The following is a 15,564-nucleotide window of genomic DNA, read 5'->3' as shown; positions in this document are numbered from 1 at the left end:
TCAATATCCCTTCGGCGGGCCGTCATCCGCCACCGGTTCGGCCAGACGCATCTTGTCGGAATCGTCGGTGCCGAGGTCCTGATAGGCGCGATAGGCGAGGACCAGCAAAAAGACGAAAAAGGAAAACGAAATCACGATGGCGGTCAGAATAAGCGCCTGCGGCAGCGGATTGGCCACATCGCCCGCGGGAGCGTAGGCATCCGGCGCGATGATCGGCGGCACCTCCGAGCGGAAGCGCCCGGCGGTGAAAATAAGCAGATTGACCGCGTTTCCGAGCAGAACCACGCCCAGCAGAATGCGGATCGTATGCAGCGAGAGCATCAGATAGATCGCGGCGGCAAAAAGAAGACCGACCACAACGCTGAGAGCGGTCTCCATTATTCGACCTCTCTTTCTTCAAGTGCCAGGGTGATCGAACTGAATGTACCGAGCACGACCAGATAAACCCCGATATCGAAGAACAGTGGCGTCGACAGATCGATGCTCTGACTGAAAAGATGCAGTTCCGTCCAAAGGCCGGTCAAAAAACCCGCTTTTGCGAACAGGCTCGCACAACCTGCGAGCGCCGCGATGAAAAGACCTGCGCCGGCGATCGCCATCGGATGGAAACGTAGCGAGCGCCGCACCGGCGAGACCCCGCAGGCGATGCCATAAACGGCGTTGGCCGATGCGGCGATGAGCCCGCCAATGAAGCCGCCTCCTGGTTCGTTGTGCCCCCGCAGCAAGATGAAGATCGAGAAGATGATCATCAGAGCCGTGAGAAACGGCGCGACCGTACGAAAGATAACCGTGCGCATCAGGATCGGTCTCCTACTGGCGTGGCGATATCCTCGACCCGTGGACGTCGGATGCGGATCAGACCGAGCACCGCCAGTCCTGCGACCATCACCACTGCGATTTCACCCAGCGTATCGAGTCCGCGGAAATCGACGATGATCACATTCACGATATTGCGGCCATGAGCGATAGCCCGGGAGAACTCCTCGTAGAATTCACTGAGCCGGCCGTCGAAGGGCGTCTGCGTTACCGCGAGAAGAAGGCCGCCCAGTCCCACGCCGCAGAGAAGCGCGATCCCGCCATCGATCAGCTTTTCCGGATTGGACCGATGATCGGTCTTGGCAAGAGGAATCCGGGTCATGACCAGAGCAAGAATGACGACCGACAGCGTCTCGACCATGAACTGCGTGAAGGAGAGGTCCGGCGCGCCTTGCAACATGAAGAGGACGGCGACACCGAACCCCTGAATGCCGAGGGAGACGATGGCCGTGAGCCGGTTGTGCGCCATGATGACCGTCCCGATGCCGACCACGATGATCAGCAGGATCGTCCATTCGTGTAGAGCCAGCTCCGGCCAGCCCGGCAGCTCCGGCAGTTCGCTGAAAAAGGCGAGAGAGAACAGAAGCGTGAAGGCCAGCACGCAGAAGACGGTGGTCATGTAGAGATCCAGCCGTCCGTTCTGGAAGAAATAGGTGACACGGTGCGCCAGATGGCTGAGACCGGAGATCGCCTGATCGAAACCGCGATCGGGCCCCCAGCCCAACGCCACCAATGCGCGGTCTATCGCGCTGCGCAACCGGTCCTGCAGCAGGTAGACACCCACACCGAACGCGATGGTCAGCAGCGTCAGATAGAAGGCTGCCGAAATATGCGGGATGGGTGAAATCTCGATCGGGACATTTTCGCCCGCCACGGCCGAGGCCATCGGAATCGAAATCATTTCGTGGAAGAAATGATAGAAGATACCGGCGGCAAGGCCGCACAACGCCAGAATGGCAGGGCCGATCCAAAGATCGAAAGGGCCCTCATGAGCATGTTTAGGCGCCTTCATTTCCTTGCCGAGAAAAGGCCGCAGACCAACAATGAAGCCCAGCGCCAGCATCAGGCCGTTGCCGATGATCGCTGCAGCCAGAAGAGCCATTGCCCATCCGCCGTCCTTGAAGAGACCGTAATACATCTCTTCCTTGGCAAGGAAGCCAACGAAGGGCGGCAGACCGCCCATGGAGAGGGCGCAGAGAAGCGCAATGGCAAAGGTCAGCGGCATGCCATGACGGAGCCCGGAAAGATGGCGCAGGTCGCGCGAACCGGCTTCATGGTCGATACCGCCGGCGACCATGAAAAGCCCACCCTTAAAGAGCGAATGAGCGATCAGATAGAGCACCGCGCCCGCAAGCGCTCCCTCTGTGCCGAACCCGGTCAGCATGACGAGTAGGCCAAGCGAGGCGACCGTCGTATAGGCCAGAACCAGTTTGAGATCGGTCTGCCTGAGACCGAGAATTGTGCCGGCCAGCAGCGTGATCGCGCCAAAAATCGGCAGAACCGTTTCCCAGGCCGTCGTACCGCCCATCGCCGGCTGAAGGCGCATCAGAAGATAGACGCCGGCCTTCACCATGGTTGCCGAATGCAGATAGGCCGAGACGGGCGTCGGTGCCTCCATCGCGTTCGGCAGCCAGAAATGGAACGGAAACTGCGCGCTTTTGGTAAAGGCACCGCCGAGAACCAGAATGAAGCAAGCCATATAGACCGGCAGTTCGCGCAGTCCGTCACCGAGCGCCAGAACCTCGGAGAGGCTCGAAGCGCCGCTTGCATAACGGATCAGCAGAAACCCTGCGAGGAGCGACAGACCGCCCATGCCGGTGACGACGAGCGCCTGGATAGCGGCGCGGCGAGAGGCCATCCGCTCCCGATCGAAGCCGATCAAAAGGAAGGAACTGATCGACGTAAGCTCCCAGAATACGAATAGCATGATGAGGTCGTTCGCCAGAACGAGACCCTGCATCGCGCCCATGAACAGAAACAGGTAGCAGAGAAAGCGCGGAAGGCGCGCATCGCCTTTGAGATAAGCGCCCGCGAACAGCACGATCAGCGTGCCGATCCCGCTGACGAGCAAGGCGAATGTGAGCGACAGCCCGTCGATCAGAACGGAGAACTCGACACCGAAACTCGGAATCCATGAAACGCCGATGGTTTCTTCACGCCCGCTCGCAAAGAGCGGCACGAGACGCAGCCAGAACAAAAACAGAGCGAGCGGAAAGACTGCGAGAAGAACCGCCAGCCATCGCCTGACCAACTGTGCGAGGACCGGAGCCAGCAAAGCAGCGGTGAATGGAACGGCGAGAGCCGCAAGCGCGATCAAACCTGGATTCCCTTTCGTCTCTCTTTGGCAAGCCGGCCCCCTGACGCGGAAGCTCCGGTGGTTTTCCGTATAAGATCGATGCGGGCAGGGTCAATCTCCTCGCCCGTTCTCGGCCACCCCTCCTCTCCTTTTGCGCCTGAAAACCCCTATATTGTCGAAAACAGACGGGAGTCGATAATGAGTGAGACCAAACCGCCGATCGAGCGGACCGAAGACGAATGGAAGGACATCCTCACCCCCGAGGAATTTCGCGTCCTGCGAAAGCATGGCACCGAGAGCGCCGGCACCTCCCCCCTCAATGAGGAAAAACGAGAGGGCACCTTTGTCTGCGCGGGCTGCGGCCGGCCTCTATTTGCCTCCGACGCCAAATATGAAAGCGGCACCGGCTGGCCGAGCTTCTATCAGCCGATCGAGGGCGGAGCCGTCACGACCCATAAGGACCGCTCGCTTTTCATGACGCGGACCGAAGTGCGCTGTGCAGAGTGCGACGGCCATCTCGGCCACGTCTTTCCCGACGGGCCGCAACCGACGGGCCTTCGCTACTGCATGAACGGCGTCGCGATGGATTTCGAACCGCAGGGCGAATGATGTCCAGCCGTTCGAGGCCGCCGGTTCTCGAGACGGCGAGGCTTTGGCTGCGATCTTTCCCACTCGATCGCGACGTAGAGACGCGCGAATACCGCCTCGTGCCGAACCGGTTTCTCGGCCTCCAATAGCCGGTCCGCGCCTCAACTGCCCTATTTCATCTGCTCGATCAGTTCCTGATCGCGGGCCTTTGCCGTTCGATAGGCGGAACGCTCGCGCAAGCGCTCGACATAGCTCTTGAAGGCTGGCCGCGCCGGGATGGTACCGAAGGCAAGGCCCCAGTCCACATGGCTGCCCACGTAGCAATCGGCCATGGTGAAACGGTCACCACAGACATAATGGCGGCCGCTCAGGTGGTGCTCCAGCGTATCGATCGTGCGATCGAAATTGCCGAAGCCAAGCATGCCCTGCTTTTGCGGATCATCAGGGGTCTGCCAGCCCATGGCGCGGCTTGTCACCGCCTGCTCAAGAGGCCCTGCACAAAACAGCGTCCAGCGATAATAGGCCGCGCGCTCGTCATCGTTCGGACCAAGCCCGCGTCCGGAAAAAACATCCGCCAGATAAAGGCCGATCGCTGCGGCCTCCGTGATGACATGGCCATTGTGAACGATAGCCGGCACCTTGGCCATCGGATTGATTTTCCGATAATTTTCGGCAGCCATGCCCTCGGGGCCATAGACCAGCAACTGCTCGTCATAATCGGCGCCGACCTCCTCCAGCATCCAGCGCGCGATCTGCCCGCGGCTCATCGGATTTGTATAGAAGACAAGTTTCGCCATGATCCGGCCTCCACGGACAAAAGAAGAGGTTACGAGTGGTTCGCGCCGAGGTCAAAGCCGGCTGCTATCGGGCAGAATGATGCTCTCATCTCCGTCATGCAGACAATTCGGGCCCTTGTCGCGCAAGGCGAAACACCGCACATGAGAGCCATGATCGAGCCAACCGAAGACGCTATGATGACCAGTTCCAAATTTGCTTCCTCATCCGAAAATGCAGCACCGCCGGTCGCGAAAAAAGTGGCCTTCGAGGAGACCCGGCATGCGATCGCCCGTAGCGACGATTATGCCTGGCTGCGCGCGGAAAACTGGCAGGACATGTTCCACGATCCCAGCTTGCTCGACCCCGCGATCCGTACGCATCTGGAAGCCGAAAACGCTTATGCCGCCGCGCTGATGGCGGACACCGAAGAGCTGCGGAAAACGCTCTTTTCCGAAATGAAGGGCCGGATCAAGGAGGACGATTCCTCGGTTCCGATTCCCGATGGGCCTTATGCCTATGGCACCAAATATGTTCTGGGCGGAGAACATCCGAAATTCATCCGCACCCCGCGCGATGGTGGCGAAGAAGTCGTCCTTCTGGATGGTGACGCCGAAGCCGAGGGAAAAGCGTATTTCCGGCTTGGATCGGTCGACCACTCACCCAATCACCGGCGTGTTCTCTGGGGCCACGATGCCAAGGGCTCCGAATTTTATACGCTGGTCGTCCGCTCGGCCGAGCAGTCCAATGATTCCGACCGCATCACCAATACGGGCGGCTCGGGAACATGGGCGGCGAATTCCGACGCCTTCTTCTACACCAGGCTCGACGAGAACCATCGTCCCAAGGAGATTCTCCTTCACCAGCTCGGCGAACCCGCCTCCGAAGATGTCTCGATCTATACCGAAACCGATGACGGGATGTTCATGAGCGTCGGCGGCACCCGGCTCAACGACTGGATCATGATCTCGGTCCACGACCATGAGACGACCGAATTCCGCCTTCTGCCCGCCGACCTCTCGGATCTCACGCCAAAGATTGTCCATCCCCGCGAGGAAGGCCTGCAGTACGAGCTCGAGGAAGGCGGCGATGTTTTCTTCATCCTCACCAACGCCGACGGCGCAAAGGATTTCAAGGTGATGGAAGCGGCTGTTGCCGATCCGTCCAAGGCCAATTGGCGCGAAATCGTGCCGCACGAGGCGGGACGACTCATCCTCTCCATCGCGTCCTTTGCCGGCCATCTTGTCCGGCTGGAAAAGCAGGACGGGCTGCCGCGCATCGTTATCCGAGATCGCAAGTCCGGCGAGGAGCATGAAATCGCATTCGACGAAGAGGCCTATTCGCTGGGCCTCGGTGGCTCGCTGGAATATGACACGACGAAGATCCGCTTTTCCTATTCGTCGATGACGACGCCCAGCCAACTCTACGAATACGATATGGTCACTCGGGAGCGCCGCCTGCTGAAGGAACAGGACGTGCCGTCAGGCCACGACGCTTCGCAATATGTCACGCGCCGGTTGCAGGCCCGCAGTCATGATGGCGAGATGGTCCCGGTCTCAATCCTCTATCATAAGGATACGCCACTCGACGGCTCTGCGCCGTGCCTTCTCTACGGCTACGGTTCTTACGGCATCTCCATCCCGGCCAGCTTCAACACAAACGCCTTCAGCCTGGTGGATCGCGGTTTCATCTATGCCATCGCCCATATCCGCGGCGGCAAGGACAAGGGCTGGGACTGGTACGAGACCGGCAAGCGTGGCAGAAAAACCAACACATTCCACGACTTCATCGCCGCCGCCGCGCATCTCGTCAGTCACGAATTTACCAGCCATGACCGCATCATCGCGCAGGGCGGTTCGGCTGGTGGCATGCTGATGGGCGCTGTCGCGAATATGGCGCCCGAGAGCTTTGGCGGCATTATCGCTGAGGTGCCCTTCGTCGACGTCTTGACGACCATGCTGGACGATACCTTGCCGCTCACTCCGCCGGAATGGCCGGAATGGGGCAATCCGATCGAGAGCGAAGACGACTACCGCACGATTGCCGCCTATTCGCCTGTCGACAATGTCGCGGCCCTCCCCTACCCGCCGATTCTGGCCTTAGCCGGGCTGACCGACCCGCGCGTCACCTATTGGGAGCCGGCCAAATGGGTCGCGAAACTGCGTGAATATTCGACGTCCGGCGCGCCGGTCCTGTTCAAGATCAATATGGATGCGGGCCATGCTGGCGCGTCCGGCCGCTTCTCGCGGCTTGAAGAGGTTGCGTTTTCCTACGCCTTTGCACTGAAGGTGGCCGGAAAGACCGATGCGGAGATATCGCGCTAACGCCTATCCCTTCCAGAAATAATAGCCGGCGAGGAACAGGCCGACCGCGATAACGAAGAGGCGGACGGCCGTTTGCGGCACGCGCTTGGCGGCCCAGACGCCGCTATAGCCGCCGAGCGCGACGCCCGGGATCATGGCCAGTGCGCCCGGCCAAGAGATCACGCCGCCCGAGACGAACACGACGATCGCGACAATCGCGATCACGTTGGAAAGCAGGTTTTTCAGTGCATTGAGGCGATGATAATCACCGCCTTCCGTCAGCCCCAGCGTCGCCAGCATCATGATACCCATGCCGGCGCCGAAGAAGCCGCCATAAATCGAGGTGACGAACTGGACCGCAGTGCTGGCGAACCTATTGGACATCTGCTCTTCGCCAGGCTTCGCCGGTACCGGTTTAAGCCAGGGTCCGGCGGCGAAGAGAGCGGTTGCGGCCAGCAGCAACCAGGGAACCAGTGCTGCAAAGCGGTCATTGGACAGCCAGAGAAGAAAGAGCGATCCGCCCAACGCGCCGATGATCGAAACAAGGGCTAGCAGAAGTGCGCTGCCGAGCACCTTTCGGATCGATGACCAGTAAGCCAGCGTGGAGGTCACATAACCCGGCAGTTGGGCGATGGACGACGTTGCATTGGCGGAGATCGGCGGTACGCCGAGCAGCGATAATGCTCCAAACGAGATGAAGGTGCCGCCGCCCGCGACGGCGTTGATCGCACCGGACAGAAACCCGGCAACGAACAGAAGTCCGATTTCCAACGCACCCACCGATCATCCTCCCTTCCCTCTTCCAACGCGCTGTTAAACGCTTGAAACTTCTGCGGGCAAGAGACCCTGTCGATTTAATGGATCGATTTTCTGCGCGATTGTGAACGCATTGTCATCTGATCGACAGTTGCAGTGAACAATTAGTGACATAATCTCATGGGACCAACCGGATTCTGCAGGATGGAAAATCTGCGGAGGAAATTGGTCAACAAAAACCCCAATCAGTTTATCCCCCGATCCCCGTTCAACAATTGAGGAGAATGTCTCAATGCTACGTGCTTTTAGTCTCGGCCTTGCCGCTTCAGCCCTGCTCTCGACCAGCGCTTTCGCCGAGCCTGTCCGATACGAACTCGATGCGAGCCACAGCCAGGTCGTGTTCACCTGGAATCATCTTGGCTATTCCGAAACCACCGGCATGTTCAGTGGCTTCGAAGGCGAGATCATGTTCGACGAAGAAAGCCCGGAAAACTCTTCCGTCTCCGTTGAAATCCCTGCTTCTTCGCTTCTTACCGGCTGGGAAGAGCGTGCCGAACACCTGAAGGGCGAGGACTTCTTCGGCGCCGAGGCGAACCCGGCGATCACCTTCGAATCGACGAGCATTGAGACCACCGGCGACAATACCGCCAACATTACCGGCGACCTGACCCTCAATGGTGTGACCAAGCCTGTCACCCTGGAGACGACGCTGAACAATTCGGGTGACTATCCGATGGGCGGCGGCAAGGCGCTTGGCTTCAACGCAACGACCACCATCAACCGCAGCGAATGGGACATGGGCAAGTTTGCTCCGAACGTCTCCGACGAAGTCGACCTGCGGATTTCGGTCGAGGCAAAGGCTGCCGAAGGCGAATAAGCTTCGTCTTTATCGAGACTATAAAAGAAGCCCCGCCGGTTCGCGCCGGCGGGGCTTCTTCGTTCCCGTCTTTTATGGGTGCGTTACCGTCATCACTCCTGACGTGTCGCGCTCACATTGATGCGCAGTGTCACATCCAATCCGACTGTGTCCCCTTCAGGATAGTCATTGGCGCCGACGCCCCAGTCGAGGCGCTGGATCGTTGTTTCAGACTGCATTTCGGCGGTATCGCCATCGATGTTCAGCGTGAAAGGCAGCGTCAGCGGCGCACTCTGTCCAGCAAGTTCGAGCGTCCCCTCGGCCTCATAGGCGTTATCGCCGGTCTGCCGGAACTGATCGGCGCTCCAAACGGCGACAGGCTGCTCCTGCGCCTGCAGAAGGCTCTTCGCCGTATCGCTTACATCGCCAATGGAAAGGCTGCCGACCTCAACTTCCACGCGAACGGATGACTGATCCAAGGCCTCCGGATCGAACCGGATCTCGGCATTCCACTGTTCGAACGTTCCCTCGGTAGGCGAGCCGTTCTGAGCCACTGTGATGCCGAGTTCGCTCGCCTGCTGGTCCACGGCCCAGAGCGGCGCCCCACCGGCGCTGGCATCAGAAGCATTACCAGGCTCTCCCGACGTCTCTTCCACAGCATCTGCGGAAGACGCTGCATCCGTCGCTACCATGGATCCGTTTTCCGACTGCGTATTGCCTTGCGAAGCGGCATCAGGAGATTGACTGTCGGAGACGGCGACCGCGGCCTCATCCGGTTTGCGCCCTCCTTCCGCACTCTCGGCGAAAGCAATCACAGAAGCGGCGACTGCGAGAACGATCAGACCTACAATGAATGCCGGAGCATGGTGATGGCCGGCTTCGGCAGCCAAACGGGCGCGTGCCGCACTCTCGTTGCCGATGCGCCAACCGGGAACCATTCTGGCAAGCGTGCCGTCACGATCGACAAGCACATGTTTGAACGCCCCAAGGACGTGCAGAGCCACAAGGCCAATCATCGTGATCGCAAGACCGGCATGGAGTCTCTTGAACCAACCGGCGAAAGCCCGGTCATTTTCGGGCACGAAAGGAAGCTCCTGACTGAATGGCCACCAGATAGGTGCAAAACCCTGCGTTGCTGCGTGATAAATCCAACCTGCAAGGGGCGTCGCCAGTATGGCGCCGTAGAGAGCCCAGTGCACGGCTTCGGCCAGAAACGTCTCGACCCGCCTTTCAGCGTGAATAGGCGCGGGCCGGCGATTGAATGCAGCCCAGATCACACGGAGGACCGCGAGCGTGAAGACGCTGACACCCAGTGTCTTGTGAAGACTGTAGAGCCAGATTTTCTGCGAAACTTCGCTACCCGTCCCTTGGGGCAGTTCATGCATATATATGCCGAGCGGCAGCAGCACGAGAATGAGTGTGGCAATAGCCCAATGGAAAAGGGCGGCCACCGCGCCGTAACGCTCGACCGTATTCAAGACCCGCATTCTTTAAGCTCCCTCACGCTGGCCATTTTGCCCATTATGGCGCAGAAATCCGAACGGAACAGTGAACAAGCTGTCACGTTTGCGGCACTTTCTGCGCACGTCGCCTCACCGCGAAATTGTACGCTGCGTGAACGATAAAGAGGGGATGGGCGCGCGATGAGTTCGAGATATGTACGACTGCTCTTTCTACCTCTCTTGGCTCTGGCCGAACCTTCTATGGCGCAGTCTTCCGATATTTCCGGGCTGCCCTATTACGACGACCGGTCCTTGCCACAGACTGTGATCTTTTCGCTCTATAATGCCATCAACCGCCGCGAATTTTCCCGCGCCTACAGTTATTTCGGCATTCCCCCAGCCGCATCACCGGAGGATTACGCTGCTGGCTTTGAAGAGATGGCGATGGTTCAAATCGCGACAGGCGGAGCACGACAGGAAGGCGCCGCTGGCTCCATCTACGCCGTCATACCCGTTGCCATCCGCTCCGTCGGCAAAGACGGGAGCCAGGATGTTTACGCCGGTTGCATGCGCCTGCGTCTTGCCCAGCCATCGATTCAGGCCTCGGATTTCACTGGATGGCATATCGATCGGACAGCCATCGCCGCCTCGGATCAGGCTTACGAGACCGCGATGATGGACTGCGACGATAGCGGCTCGCCCGTCCGGCCCGAATATGGCCCCGAGCCCATGCCGCAGACCCCGCCTGAGGGCTTGGCGCAAACGATTGCTCTCACACAGAGCTTTCTGCGCCGGGACAGCGATGAATGTGACGATGCGCTCGGTGTGCACCCCGAAAGCGTGACGATTCTGCCCCAATCTTCGGACCCCGATGACAACGGGCCCGTGACGGTCCTCGCCTCATTCACCTGCGCGATGGGCGCTTACAACATGATGACCAAATGGCTGTCGTCGAGCGAGGCCTCCTATACGATCAGCCACAGCTTTGCCGAAGCGGAGGTCGACTACGATCTCGGGCCGAGCCCGGAACAAGGCGTGGACGGTCCGGTGGAACGCATCGACGTCACCGGCTGGACCACGACCGACCAGTTGATAAACGCTTCGTGGAACGCGCAGGCCGAAGCGATAACGACCTATGCGAAGTGGCGCGGTTTTGGTGATGCCCTCTCCACCGCCACCTACAAGTGGAACGGTCGTGGGTTCACCCTCTCGGAATTTGCCGTGGATCCAAGCTTTGATGGCGAGCAGGAGACCATCACAGTGTTTCCGCCAGATGCAGCAGCTCGTAGCGCGCAATAAAGAACCCCGCCAGCCCGAGGCCGGCGGGGTCGTTTCGATCGACGTTTACAAGGATCAGCTTGTTGCGGCTTCGTAGCGTTCCAGCACGTAGTCCCAGTTGATCAGATTATCGACGAACGCCTCGAGATATTTCGGGCGGGCATTGCGGTAATCGATGTAGTAGGAGTGCTCCCACACATCGACACCGAGAATGGGCGTACCGCCCATGACCAGCGGATTCTCGCCGTTCAGGCCGTTATCAATGGCAAGCTTGCCGTCCTTGACGAAAAGCCAAGCCCAGCCGGAGCCGAACTGCGTCTTGCCCGCATTGATGAAATCCTCGCGGAATTTGTCGTAACCGCCAAGATCGCTCTCGATGGCTTCCTGAAGCTTCGCCGGCAGATTCTTGCCGCCGCCATTCGGCTTCATCCAGTTCCAAAAATGCAGGTGGTTGTAGAACTGTGCGGACTGGTTGAAGAGCTTCTGGTTTTCCTTGTGGCTCTTCTTGACGATTTCCTCGAGTTCCATCGACTCGTATTCCGTTCCCTTGATGAGATCGTTCATCGTCTCAAGGTAGGAGTTGTGGTGCTTGTCGTGGTGAAACTCGAGCGTCTCTGCACTCATATGAGGGCTCAACGCATCGTAAGCATAAGGCAGATCGGGTAGGGAAAAAGCCATAATTGTCTCCTTCATTAGCAATTGTCTAATGTCACCGCCCGGAGGCAGTGCACTCCCCTCGTTAACGGTCGAGGGTGCGATTTCGTTCACTGCATTTCCACTCGGATAATCCCGGCGGCTCGCCAACCGATCTAGAGCCCGCAAGGTACCAGCCAAGAGAAAAGAGCTGTAACAAAAGAGCCACAGCGCGCGAGATGTGGCGAGAGCGGGAACGGACGCGCTAGCCGAGCGTTAGGTTTTGGAACTACATCGCGGGATCAAGTTATGTGCGTGGGGAATCATGCTAAAAAATAAAGATAAAAACGCTGAGGACCGCTCCCGGCGTGCCGTCCTTGGTGGATTGCTGGCATCCGGGGCAGCTTTGGGCTTGGCCGGTTGCTCCACCAGCGGACAGGGAGGCGCTCGGACCTCCTTCAGTGACCGTATTGTCAGCCGTGCGAGACAGTTCGGCGGCTCCTCGCGTGTGGATTACGCATCGGCCTATGCGTCGACAATCGATGAAGGATATGTCCTTCCCGCCATTCCATGGCAGCAGATCGACCGCCGCTATCTGCGCAGCTATGTACCGAATACGACCGGCGAAGGGCCGAACAAGCTGATTGTCGATACTGACAACCACTTCGTCTATTTCACGCGTCCCGATGGCATGGCATGGCGTTATGGCGTCGGCTTGGGCCGCGAGGGTTTCGCCTGGTCCGGTCGGGCCGTCATGCAGTGGAAGAAGAAGTGGCCGACCTGGACGCCGCCCGATGAGATGATCGCAAGGCAGCCTGAACTGGCAAAGTATAGTGCCGATAATGGTGGCATGGAGCCGGGATTGACCAACCCGCTCGGCGCACGGGCGCTCTATATTTTCAAGGACGGTCAGGACACGCTGTACCGCCTGCATGGTTCGCCCGAGTGGCGCTCGATTGGAAAGAACGTGTCATCCGGCTGTGTACGTTTGATGAATCAGGACATCATTCATCTTTACGATCAGGTTCCGAACGGCACGCCCATTCTCGTCACGTCGGGACTGGCTGCCCCTACAGTCTGATTTCTCGCGATCTGATAGTGTTTAAAGGCCGGGTGCTTTCGCATCCGGCCTTTTTTCAATTTGCGTGTTCGATCAGCCGTTCAACTGATCGTAGCCCTGATGGCTGAGGCGATTGTCCGCATTGGCCTGGCGCACCATGCCGGGCACCAGAAAGATATCGATGATCTGACCGATACCGAGAAGTCCACCGGTCAGGAGCCACAGCAAGCCGGTCTTCCATTTACCGACATAAAAACGGTGCAGGCCGCAGACCAGAAGAAGGCCCAGGGCAAGCAGAAGATAGGCAACACCGGTCGACTTCATTCAAAAAACTCCTTCGTAAAATACTTTCGATCGATCATTCACATATGGGAACGATCGCGCCTGTAGGCAAAAGGATCGCCCCTTCAATCTAATCCTGCTCGCCCTTTTTGTTCTGCGCTTCCTCATCGATCTTGTCGCCGGAGACGATGCGCGCTTCACGGCGCGATGCATCGAAGTGCCACAGGATGATGAGGGACATTGTCGTCAGCGGGACCGCGAAGAGCGAGCCGACCATGCCCCAGCACCAGCTCCAGAACAGCAGAGACAGCACGATGATAACGGCGGGCAGCGATACGCCTTTGCTCTGCAGCCATGGGTAGGCGAAATTGCTGATGATGATCTGCATCAAGCCGAATGCGACAAAGATGGCGAGCGGCATCTGCCATCCGCCGAACTGGACAACGGCATAGAGTGCCGGCGGGATAATACCGATAATATTGCCGACTACGGGCACGAAGTTCAGCATGAAGTTGAGAACACCCCATGTGAGCGCCAGTTCGAGGCCGAAGGCGAAGGAGAGCAGGGTCGAGCAGACGCCCGTGATCAAACTGGCGATAAGCGTCATCAAAAGATAGCTGCGGAACGACGAGGCGATGGCGGCGGCCGTTTCGAACAGTTCCTCGCGTCCCTCGCGGTATTGCTGGCTGACCCGTCTCGCCAGGGCAGGCACTTCCGGAAAACCGAGAATGACGATGACGGAGATCAGCCCGAGATAGGTGACGACCGCGTAGAGCGCCGCAAGGAAGGACCGGGCCATGGTTGCCAGGCGATCATACCCGCTCGATTCATCGTCCGAGAGGAACGGCACCGGAATGTTGTGCGCGTTGGCATACTCCATCAGGCGATCATAGAGCGTCCGGAAACTCTCCTGATTGTCGGCAAGCGACATCGCCACGCGCCCGAGCGAGAAGAAGACGATGCCGAAGAAGGCCAGCATCAGGAGGAACAGGGTCAATATGGTCGCCGCATAGGCGAGAACCGTCGAGGGCAAGCGCTCGCAGAACCAGTCTCGCAGAGGCCATGCCGCCGCGATGATGAATGCGGCCACAAAGGCCGGCATCAGAAAGGAATATCCATAGCGCAAAGCCGTCACCCCCAGGATGACGGCTATGAACGCCAGAAGGCGATTGCGGATGCTGTCCGCGTTATTTTCAGAAACGGCCAAGACGCCCCCCGTTGGATCATCCGGAAGGCGAACGCTCCTTGGATGGAGGCGTTCCTTGCAAAATTGTAATGAAGCCCCTGAAGACGCCGCGCTCGTCGGAAGCACTACCAAAAGGTTCTTGAAGACGTGATTCAAAGCTCACTGAGGCGACGGCCTCTGCCACCTGAATCCACCCTCAAGCCTTAAAACTGAACGCGGCCGGCCCGGAAAAGCGCCGAGCCGGCCGCCAGGATTAGTTCAGTGCGTCAGATCGAGAACCATCCGACCTTCGATCTTGCCCTTTTTCATGCGCTCGAAAATCGCATTGATGTCGTCGAGCGGCGCGGTGTCGATCGTCGCCTTCACCTTGCCATCGCCAGCGAAGTCGAGCGATTCCTGCAGATCGAGCCGCGTGCCGACGATCGAGCCGCGAACCGTCACCCCGTTCAGCACCATGCCAAAGATGTTGAGGGGGAAATCACCCGGCGGCAGACCATTCAACGCGATGGTTCCGCCACGATCGACCATGCCGACCGCCTGCTCGAATGCCTTCTCGCTAACGGCTGTCACGAGAACACCCTGCACACCGCCTCCCGTTTCGCGGATCACCTCTGCGGCCGGATCGTCGAAGGAACGGGCATTGACCGTCATCTTCGCCCCGAGACGACGCGCCAGATCGAGCTTGTCGTCGTCGATATCCACCGCGACAACGTTCAAGCCCATCGCCACGGCGTATTGCACCGCCATGTGGCCGAGGCCGCCAATACCGGAAATCGCCACTGTATCGCCCGGCTTCGTCTCCGTCATCTTCAAGCCCTTATAGACCGTGACGCCGGCACAAAGGACCGGGGCGATCTCGTTGAAACCAACATTGTCGGGCAGATGTCCAACATAGCCGGGATCGGCGAGGACGTATTCGGCGAAACCGCCATTGACCGAGTAGCCGGTGTTCTTCTGGCTCTTACAGAGCGTTTCCCAGCCGGCAAGGCAATGCCGGCAATGACCGCACGCTGTATAGAGCCAGGGTACGCCAACCCTGTCGCCCTCTTTCACATGGGTCACGCCCTCGCCCACGGCGGAGACGAAGCCGACGCCCTCATGACCGGGAATGAAAGGAGGCTCGGGCTTGACCGGCCAGTCCCCCTCAGCGGCATGGAGGTCGGTGTGGCAGACGCCGGATGCCTGAATCGCCACCTGGATCATGCCGGGCTCGACTTCCGGAACGGGCACCTCATCGATCTCAAGCGGCGCGCCGAATTTACGGACCACGGCTGCTTTCATGGTTTTCGACATT

At 59.0% G+C, this 15,564-nt stretch carries 15 protein-coding genes; 5 read left to right on the top strand and 10 right to left on the bottom strand.

The window, feature by feature from the left end; genetic code table 11:
- Genes D8780_RS04130 through D8780_RS04120 form a run of 3 tightly spaced genes read right to left on the bottom strand, consistent with a single transcriptional unit; the run spans position 1 to position 3,133 of the window.
- Positions 1-378, bottom strand: coding sequence for a Na+/H+ antiporter subunit C (locus D8780_RS04130; RefSeq protein WP_121644482.1), 378 nt, complete (start codon positions 376-378; stop codon positions 1-3).
- Positions 378-797, bottom strand: coding sequence for a Na+/H+ antiporter subunit B (locus tag D8780_RS04125; RefSeq protein WP_121644481.1), 420 nt, complete (start codon positions 795-797; stop codon positions 378-380). The genes D8780_RS04130 and D8780_RS04125 overlap by 1 nt, the downstream gene beginning before the upstream one ends.
- Positions 797-3,133, bottom strand: coding sequence for a putative monovalent cation/H+ antiporter subunit A (locus D8780_RS04120; protein ID WP_121644480.1), 2,337 nt, complete (start codon positions 3,131-3,133; stop codon positions 797-799). The genes D8780_RS04125 and D8780_RS04120 overlap by 1 nt, the downstream gene beginning before the upstream one ends.
- A 177-nt stretch (positions 3,134-3,310) precedes the next feature.
- Here D8780_RS04120 and msrB point away from each other — a divergent pair, with 177 nt between their 5' ends.
- Positions 3,311-3,721 (top strand): peptide-methionine (R)-S-oxide reductase MsrB, encoded by a 411-nt coding sequence (gene msrB / locus D8780_RS04115; protein WP_121644479.1) that lies wholly within the window; start codon positions 3,311-3,313, stop codon positions 3,719-3,721.
- 149 nt (positions 3,722-3,870) lie between these two features.
- Here msrB and D8780_RS04110 read toward each other — a convergent pair whose 3' ends face one another.
- The gene (locus D8780_RS04110; RefSeq protein WP_199699622.1) at positions 3,871-4,500 is read right to left on the bottom strand and encodes a glutathione S-transferase family protein; all 630 of its coding nucleotides are present in this window, start codon (positions 4,498-4,500) and stop codon (positions 3,871-3,873) included.
- Positions 4,501-4,674: 174 nt separating this feature from the next.
- Between D8780_RS04110 and D8780_RS04105 the strand changes: the two genes are divergently transcribed.
- A complete protein-coding gene (locus tag D8780_RS04105) occupies positions 4,675-6,798 on the top strand; it encodes a S9 family peptidase (RefSeq protein ID WP_425373642.1) in 2,124 nt (707 codons plus the stop codon).
- Positions 6,799-6,801: 3 nt separating this feature from the next.
- Here the strand turns inward: D8780_RS04105 and D8780_RS04100 are convergent, their stop codons facing one another.
- Positions 6,802-7,557 (bottom strand): sulfite exporter TauE/SafE family protein, encoded by a 756-nt coding sequence (locus tag D8780_RS04100; protein WP_121644477.1) that lies wholly within the window; start codon positions 7,555-7,557, stop codon positions 6,802-6,804.
- Positions 7,558-7,825: 268 nt separating this feature from the next.
- Here D8780_RS04100 and D8780_RS04095 point away from each other — a divergent pair, with 268 nt between their 5' ends.
- Positions 7,826-8,410 carry a YceI family protein gene (locus D8780_RS04095; RefSeq protein ID WP_121644476.1) on the top strand — a complete coding sequence of 195 codons (585 nt, stop codon included), beginning with the start codon at positions 7,826-7,828 and terminating at the stop codon, positions 8,408-8,410.
- 92 nt (positions 8,411-8,502) lie between these two features.
- On the opposite strand, the gene D8780_RS04090 is transcribed toward D8780_RS04095, so the two are convergent.
- Entirely contained in the window at positions 8,503-9,876 is a 1,374-nt protein-coding gene (locus D8780_RS04090; RefSeq protein WP_121644475.1) for a cytochrome b/b6 domain-containing protein, read from the bottom strand.
- Between the two features lie 156 nt (positions 9,877-10,032).
- Between D8780_RS04090 and D8780_RS04085 the strand changes: the two genes are divergently transcribed.
- Positions 10,033-11,130: a DUF1176 domain-containing protein gene (locus tag D8780_RS04085; RefSeq protein WP_121644474.1), complete on the top strand. Its 1,098-nt coding sequence runs from the start codon at positions 10,033-10,035 to the stop codon at positions 11,128-11,130.
- A 54-nt stretch (positions 11,131-11,184) separates the two neighbouring features.
- On the opposite strand, the gene D8780_RS04080 is transcribed toward D8780_RS04085, so the two are convergent.
- Entirely contained in the window at positions 11,185-11,787 is a 603-nt protein-coding gene (locus D8780_RS04080) for a superoxide dismutase (protein ID WP_121644473.1), read from the bottom strand.
- 280 nt (positions 11,788-12,067) lie between these two features.
- Here D8780_RS04080 and D8780_RS04075 point away from each other — a divergent pair, with 280 nt between their 5' ends.
- On the top strand, positions 12,068-12,823 hold the full coding sequence (locus D8780_RS04075; protein ID WP_121644472.1) for a L,D-transpeptidase: 756 nt from the start codon (positions 12,068-12,070) through the stop codon (positions 12,821-12,823).
- 72 nt (positions 12,824-12,895) lie between these two features.
- Here D8780_RS04075 and D8780_RS04070 read toward each other — a convergent pair whose 3' ends face one another.
- The 3 genes from D8780_RS04070 to adhP form a co-directional block, all read right to left on the bottom strand.
- The gene (locus D8780_RS04070; protein ID WP_121644471.1) at positions 12,896-13,126 is read right to left on the bottom strand and encodes an NINE protein; all 231 of its coding nucleotides are present in this window, start codon (positions 13,124-13,126) and stop codon (positions 12,896-12,898) included.
- Between the two features lie 88 nt (positions 13,127-13,214).
- Positions 13,215-14,291, bottom strand: coding sequence for an AI-2E family transporter (locus D8780_RS04065; RefSeq protein WP_158598437.1), 1,077 nt, complete (start codon positions 14,289-14,291; stop codon positions 13,215-13,217).
- 237 nt (positions 14,292-14,528) lie between these two features.
- On the bottom strand, positions 14,529-15,563 hold the full coding sequence (gene adhP, locus D8780_RS04060) for an alcohol dehydrogenase AdhP (protein ID WP_121644469.1): 1,035 nt from the start codon (positions 15,561-15,563) through the stop codon (positions 14,529-14,531).
- Position 15,564 lies beyond the last annotated feature (1 nt).

Source organism: Notoacmeibacter ruber (genome assembly GCF_003668555.1).
Classification (GTDB): domain Bacteria; phylum Pseudomonadota; class Alphaproteobacteria; order Rhizobiales; family Rhizobiaceae; genus Notoacmeibacter; species Notoacmeibacter ruber.
The sequence above is the reverse complement of the archived record's forward strand: the minus strand, read 5'-3'. Positions and strand labels throughout refer to the sequence as shown.

Excerpts from the sequence above, each read along its gene's own strand:
- D8780_RS04085 (WP_121644474.1), top strand. The coding sequence starts at position 10,033 with ATGAGTTCGAGATATGTACGACTGCTCTTTCTACCTCTCTTGGCTCTG.
- adhP (WP_121644469.1), bottom strand. The coding sequence starts at position 15,563 with ATGTCGAAAACCATGAAAGCAGCCGTGGTCCGTAAATTCGGCGCGCCG.
- D8780_RS04070 (WP_121644471.1), bottom strand. The coding sequence starts at position 13,126 with ATGAAGTCGACCGGTGTTGCCTATCTTCTGCTTGCCCTGGGCCTTCTT.
- D8780_RS04105 (WP_425373642.1), top strand. The coding sequence starts at position 4,675 with ATGACCAGTTCCAAATTTGCTTCCTCATCCGAAAATGCAGCACCGCCG.
- msrB (WP_121644479.1), top strand. The coding sequence starts at position 3,311 with ATGAGTGAGACCAAACCGCCGATCGAGCGGACCGAAGACGAATGGAAG.
- D8780_RS04080 (WP_121644473.1), bottom strand. The coding sequence starts at position 11,787 with ATGGCTTTTTCCCTACCCGATCTGCCTTATGCTTACGATGCGTTGAGC.
- D8780_RS04090 (WP_121644475.1), bottom strand. The coding sequence starts at position 9,876 with ATGCGGGTCTTGAATACGGTCGAGCGTTACGGCGCGGTGGCCGCCCTT.
- D8780_RS04095 (WP_121644476.1), top strand. The coding sequence starts at position 7,826 with ATGCTACGTGCTTTTAGTCTCGGCCTTGCCGCTTCAGCCCTGCTCTCG.
- D8780_RS04125 (WP_121644481.1), bottom strand. The coding sequence starts at position 797 with ATGCGCACGGTTATCTTTCGTACGGTCGCGCCGTTTCTCACGGCTCTG.
- D8780_RS04075 (WP_121644472.1), top strand. The coding sequence starts at position 12,068 with ATGCTAAAAAATAAAGATAAAAACGCTGAGGACCGCTCCCGGCGTGCC.
- D8780_RS04130 (WP_121644482.1), bottom strand. The coding sequence starts at position 378 with ATGGAGACCGCTCTCAGCGTTGTGGTCGGTCTTCTTTTTGCCGCCGCG.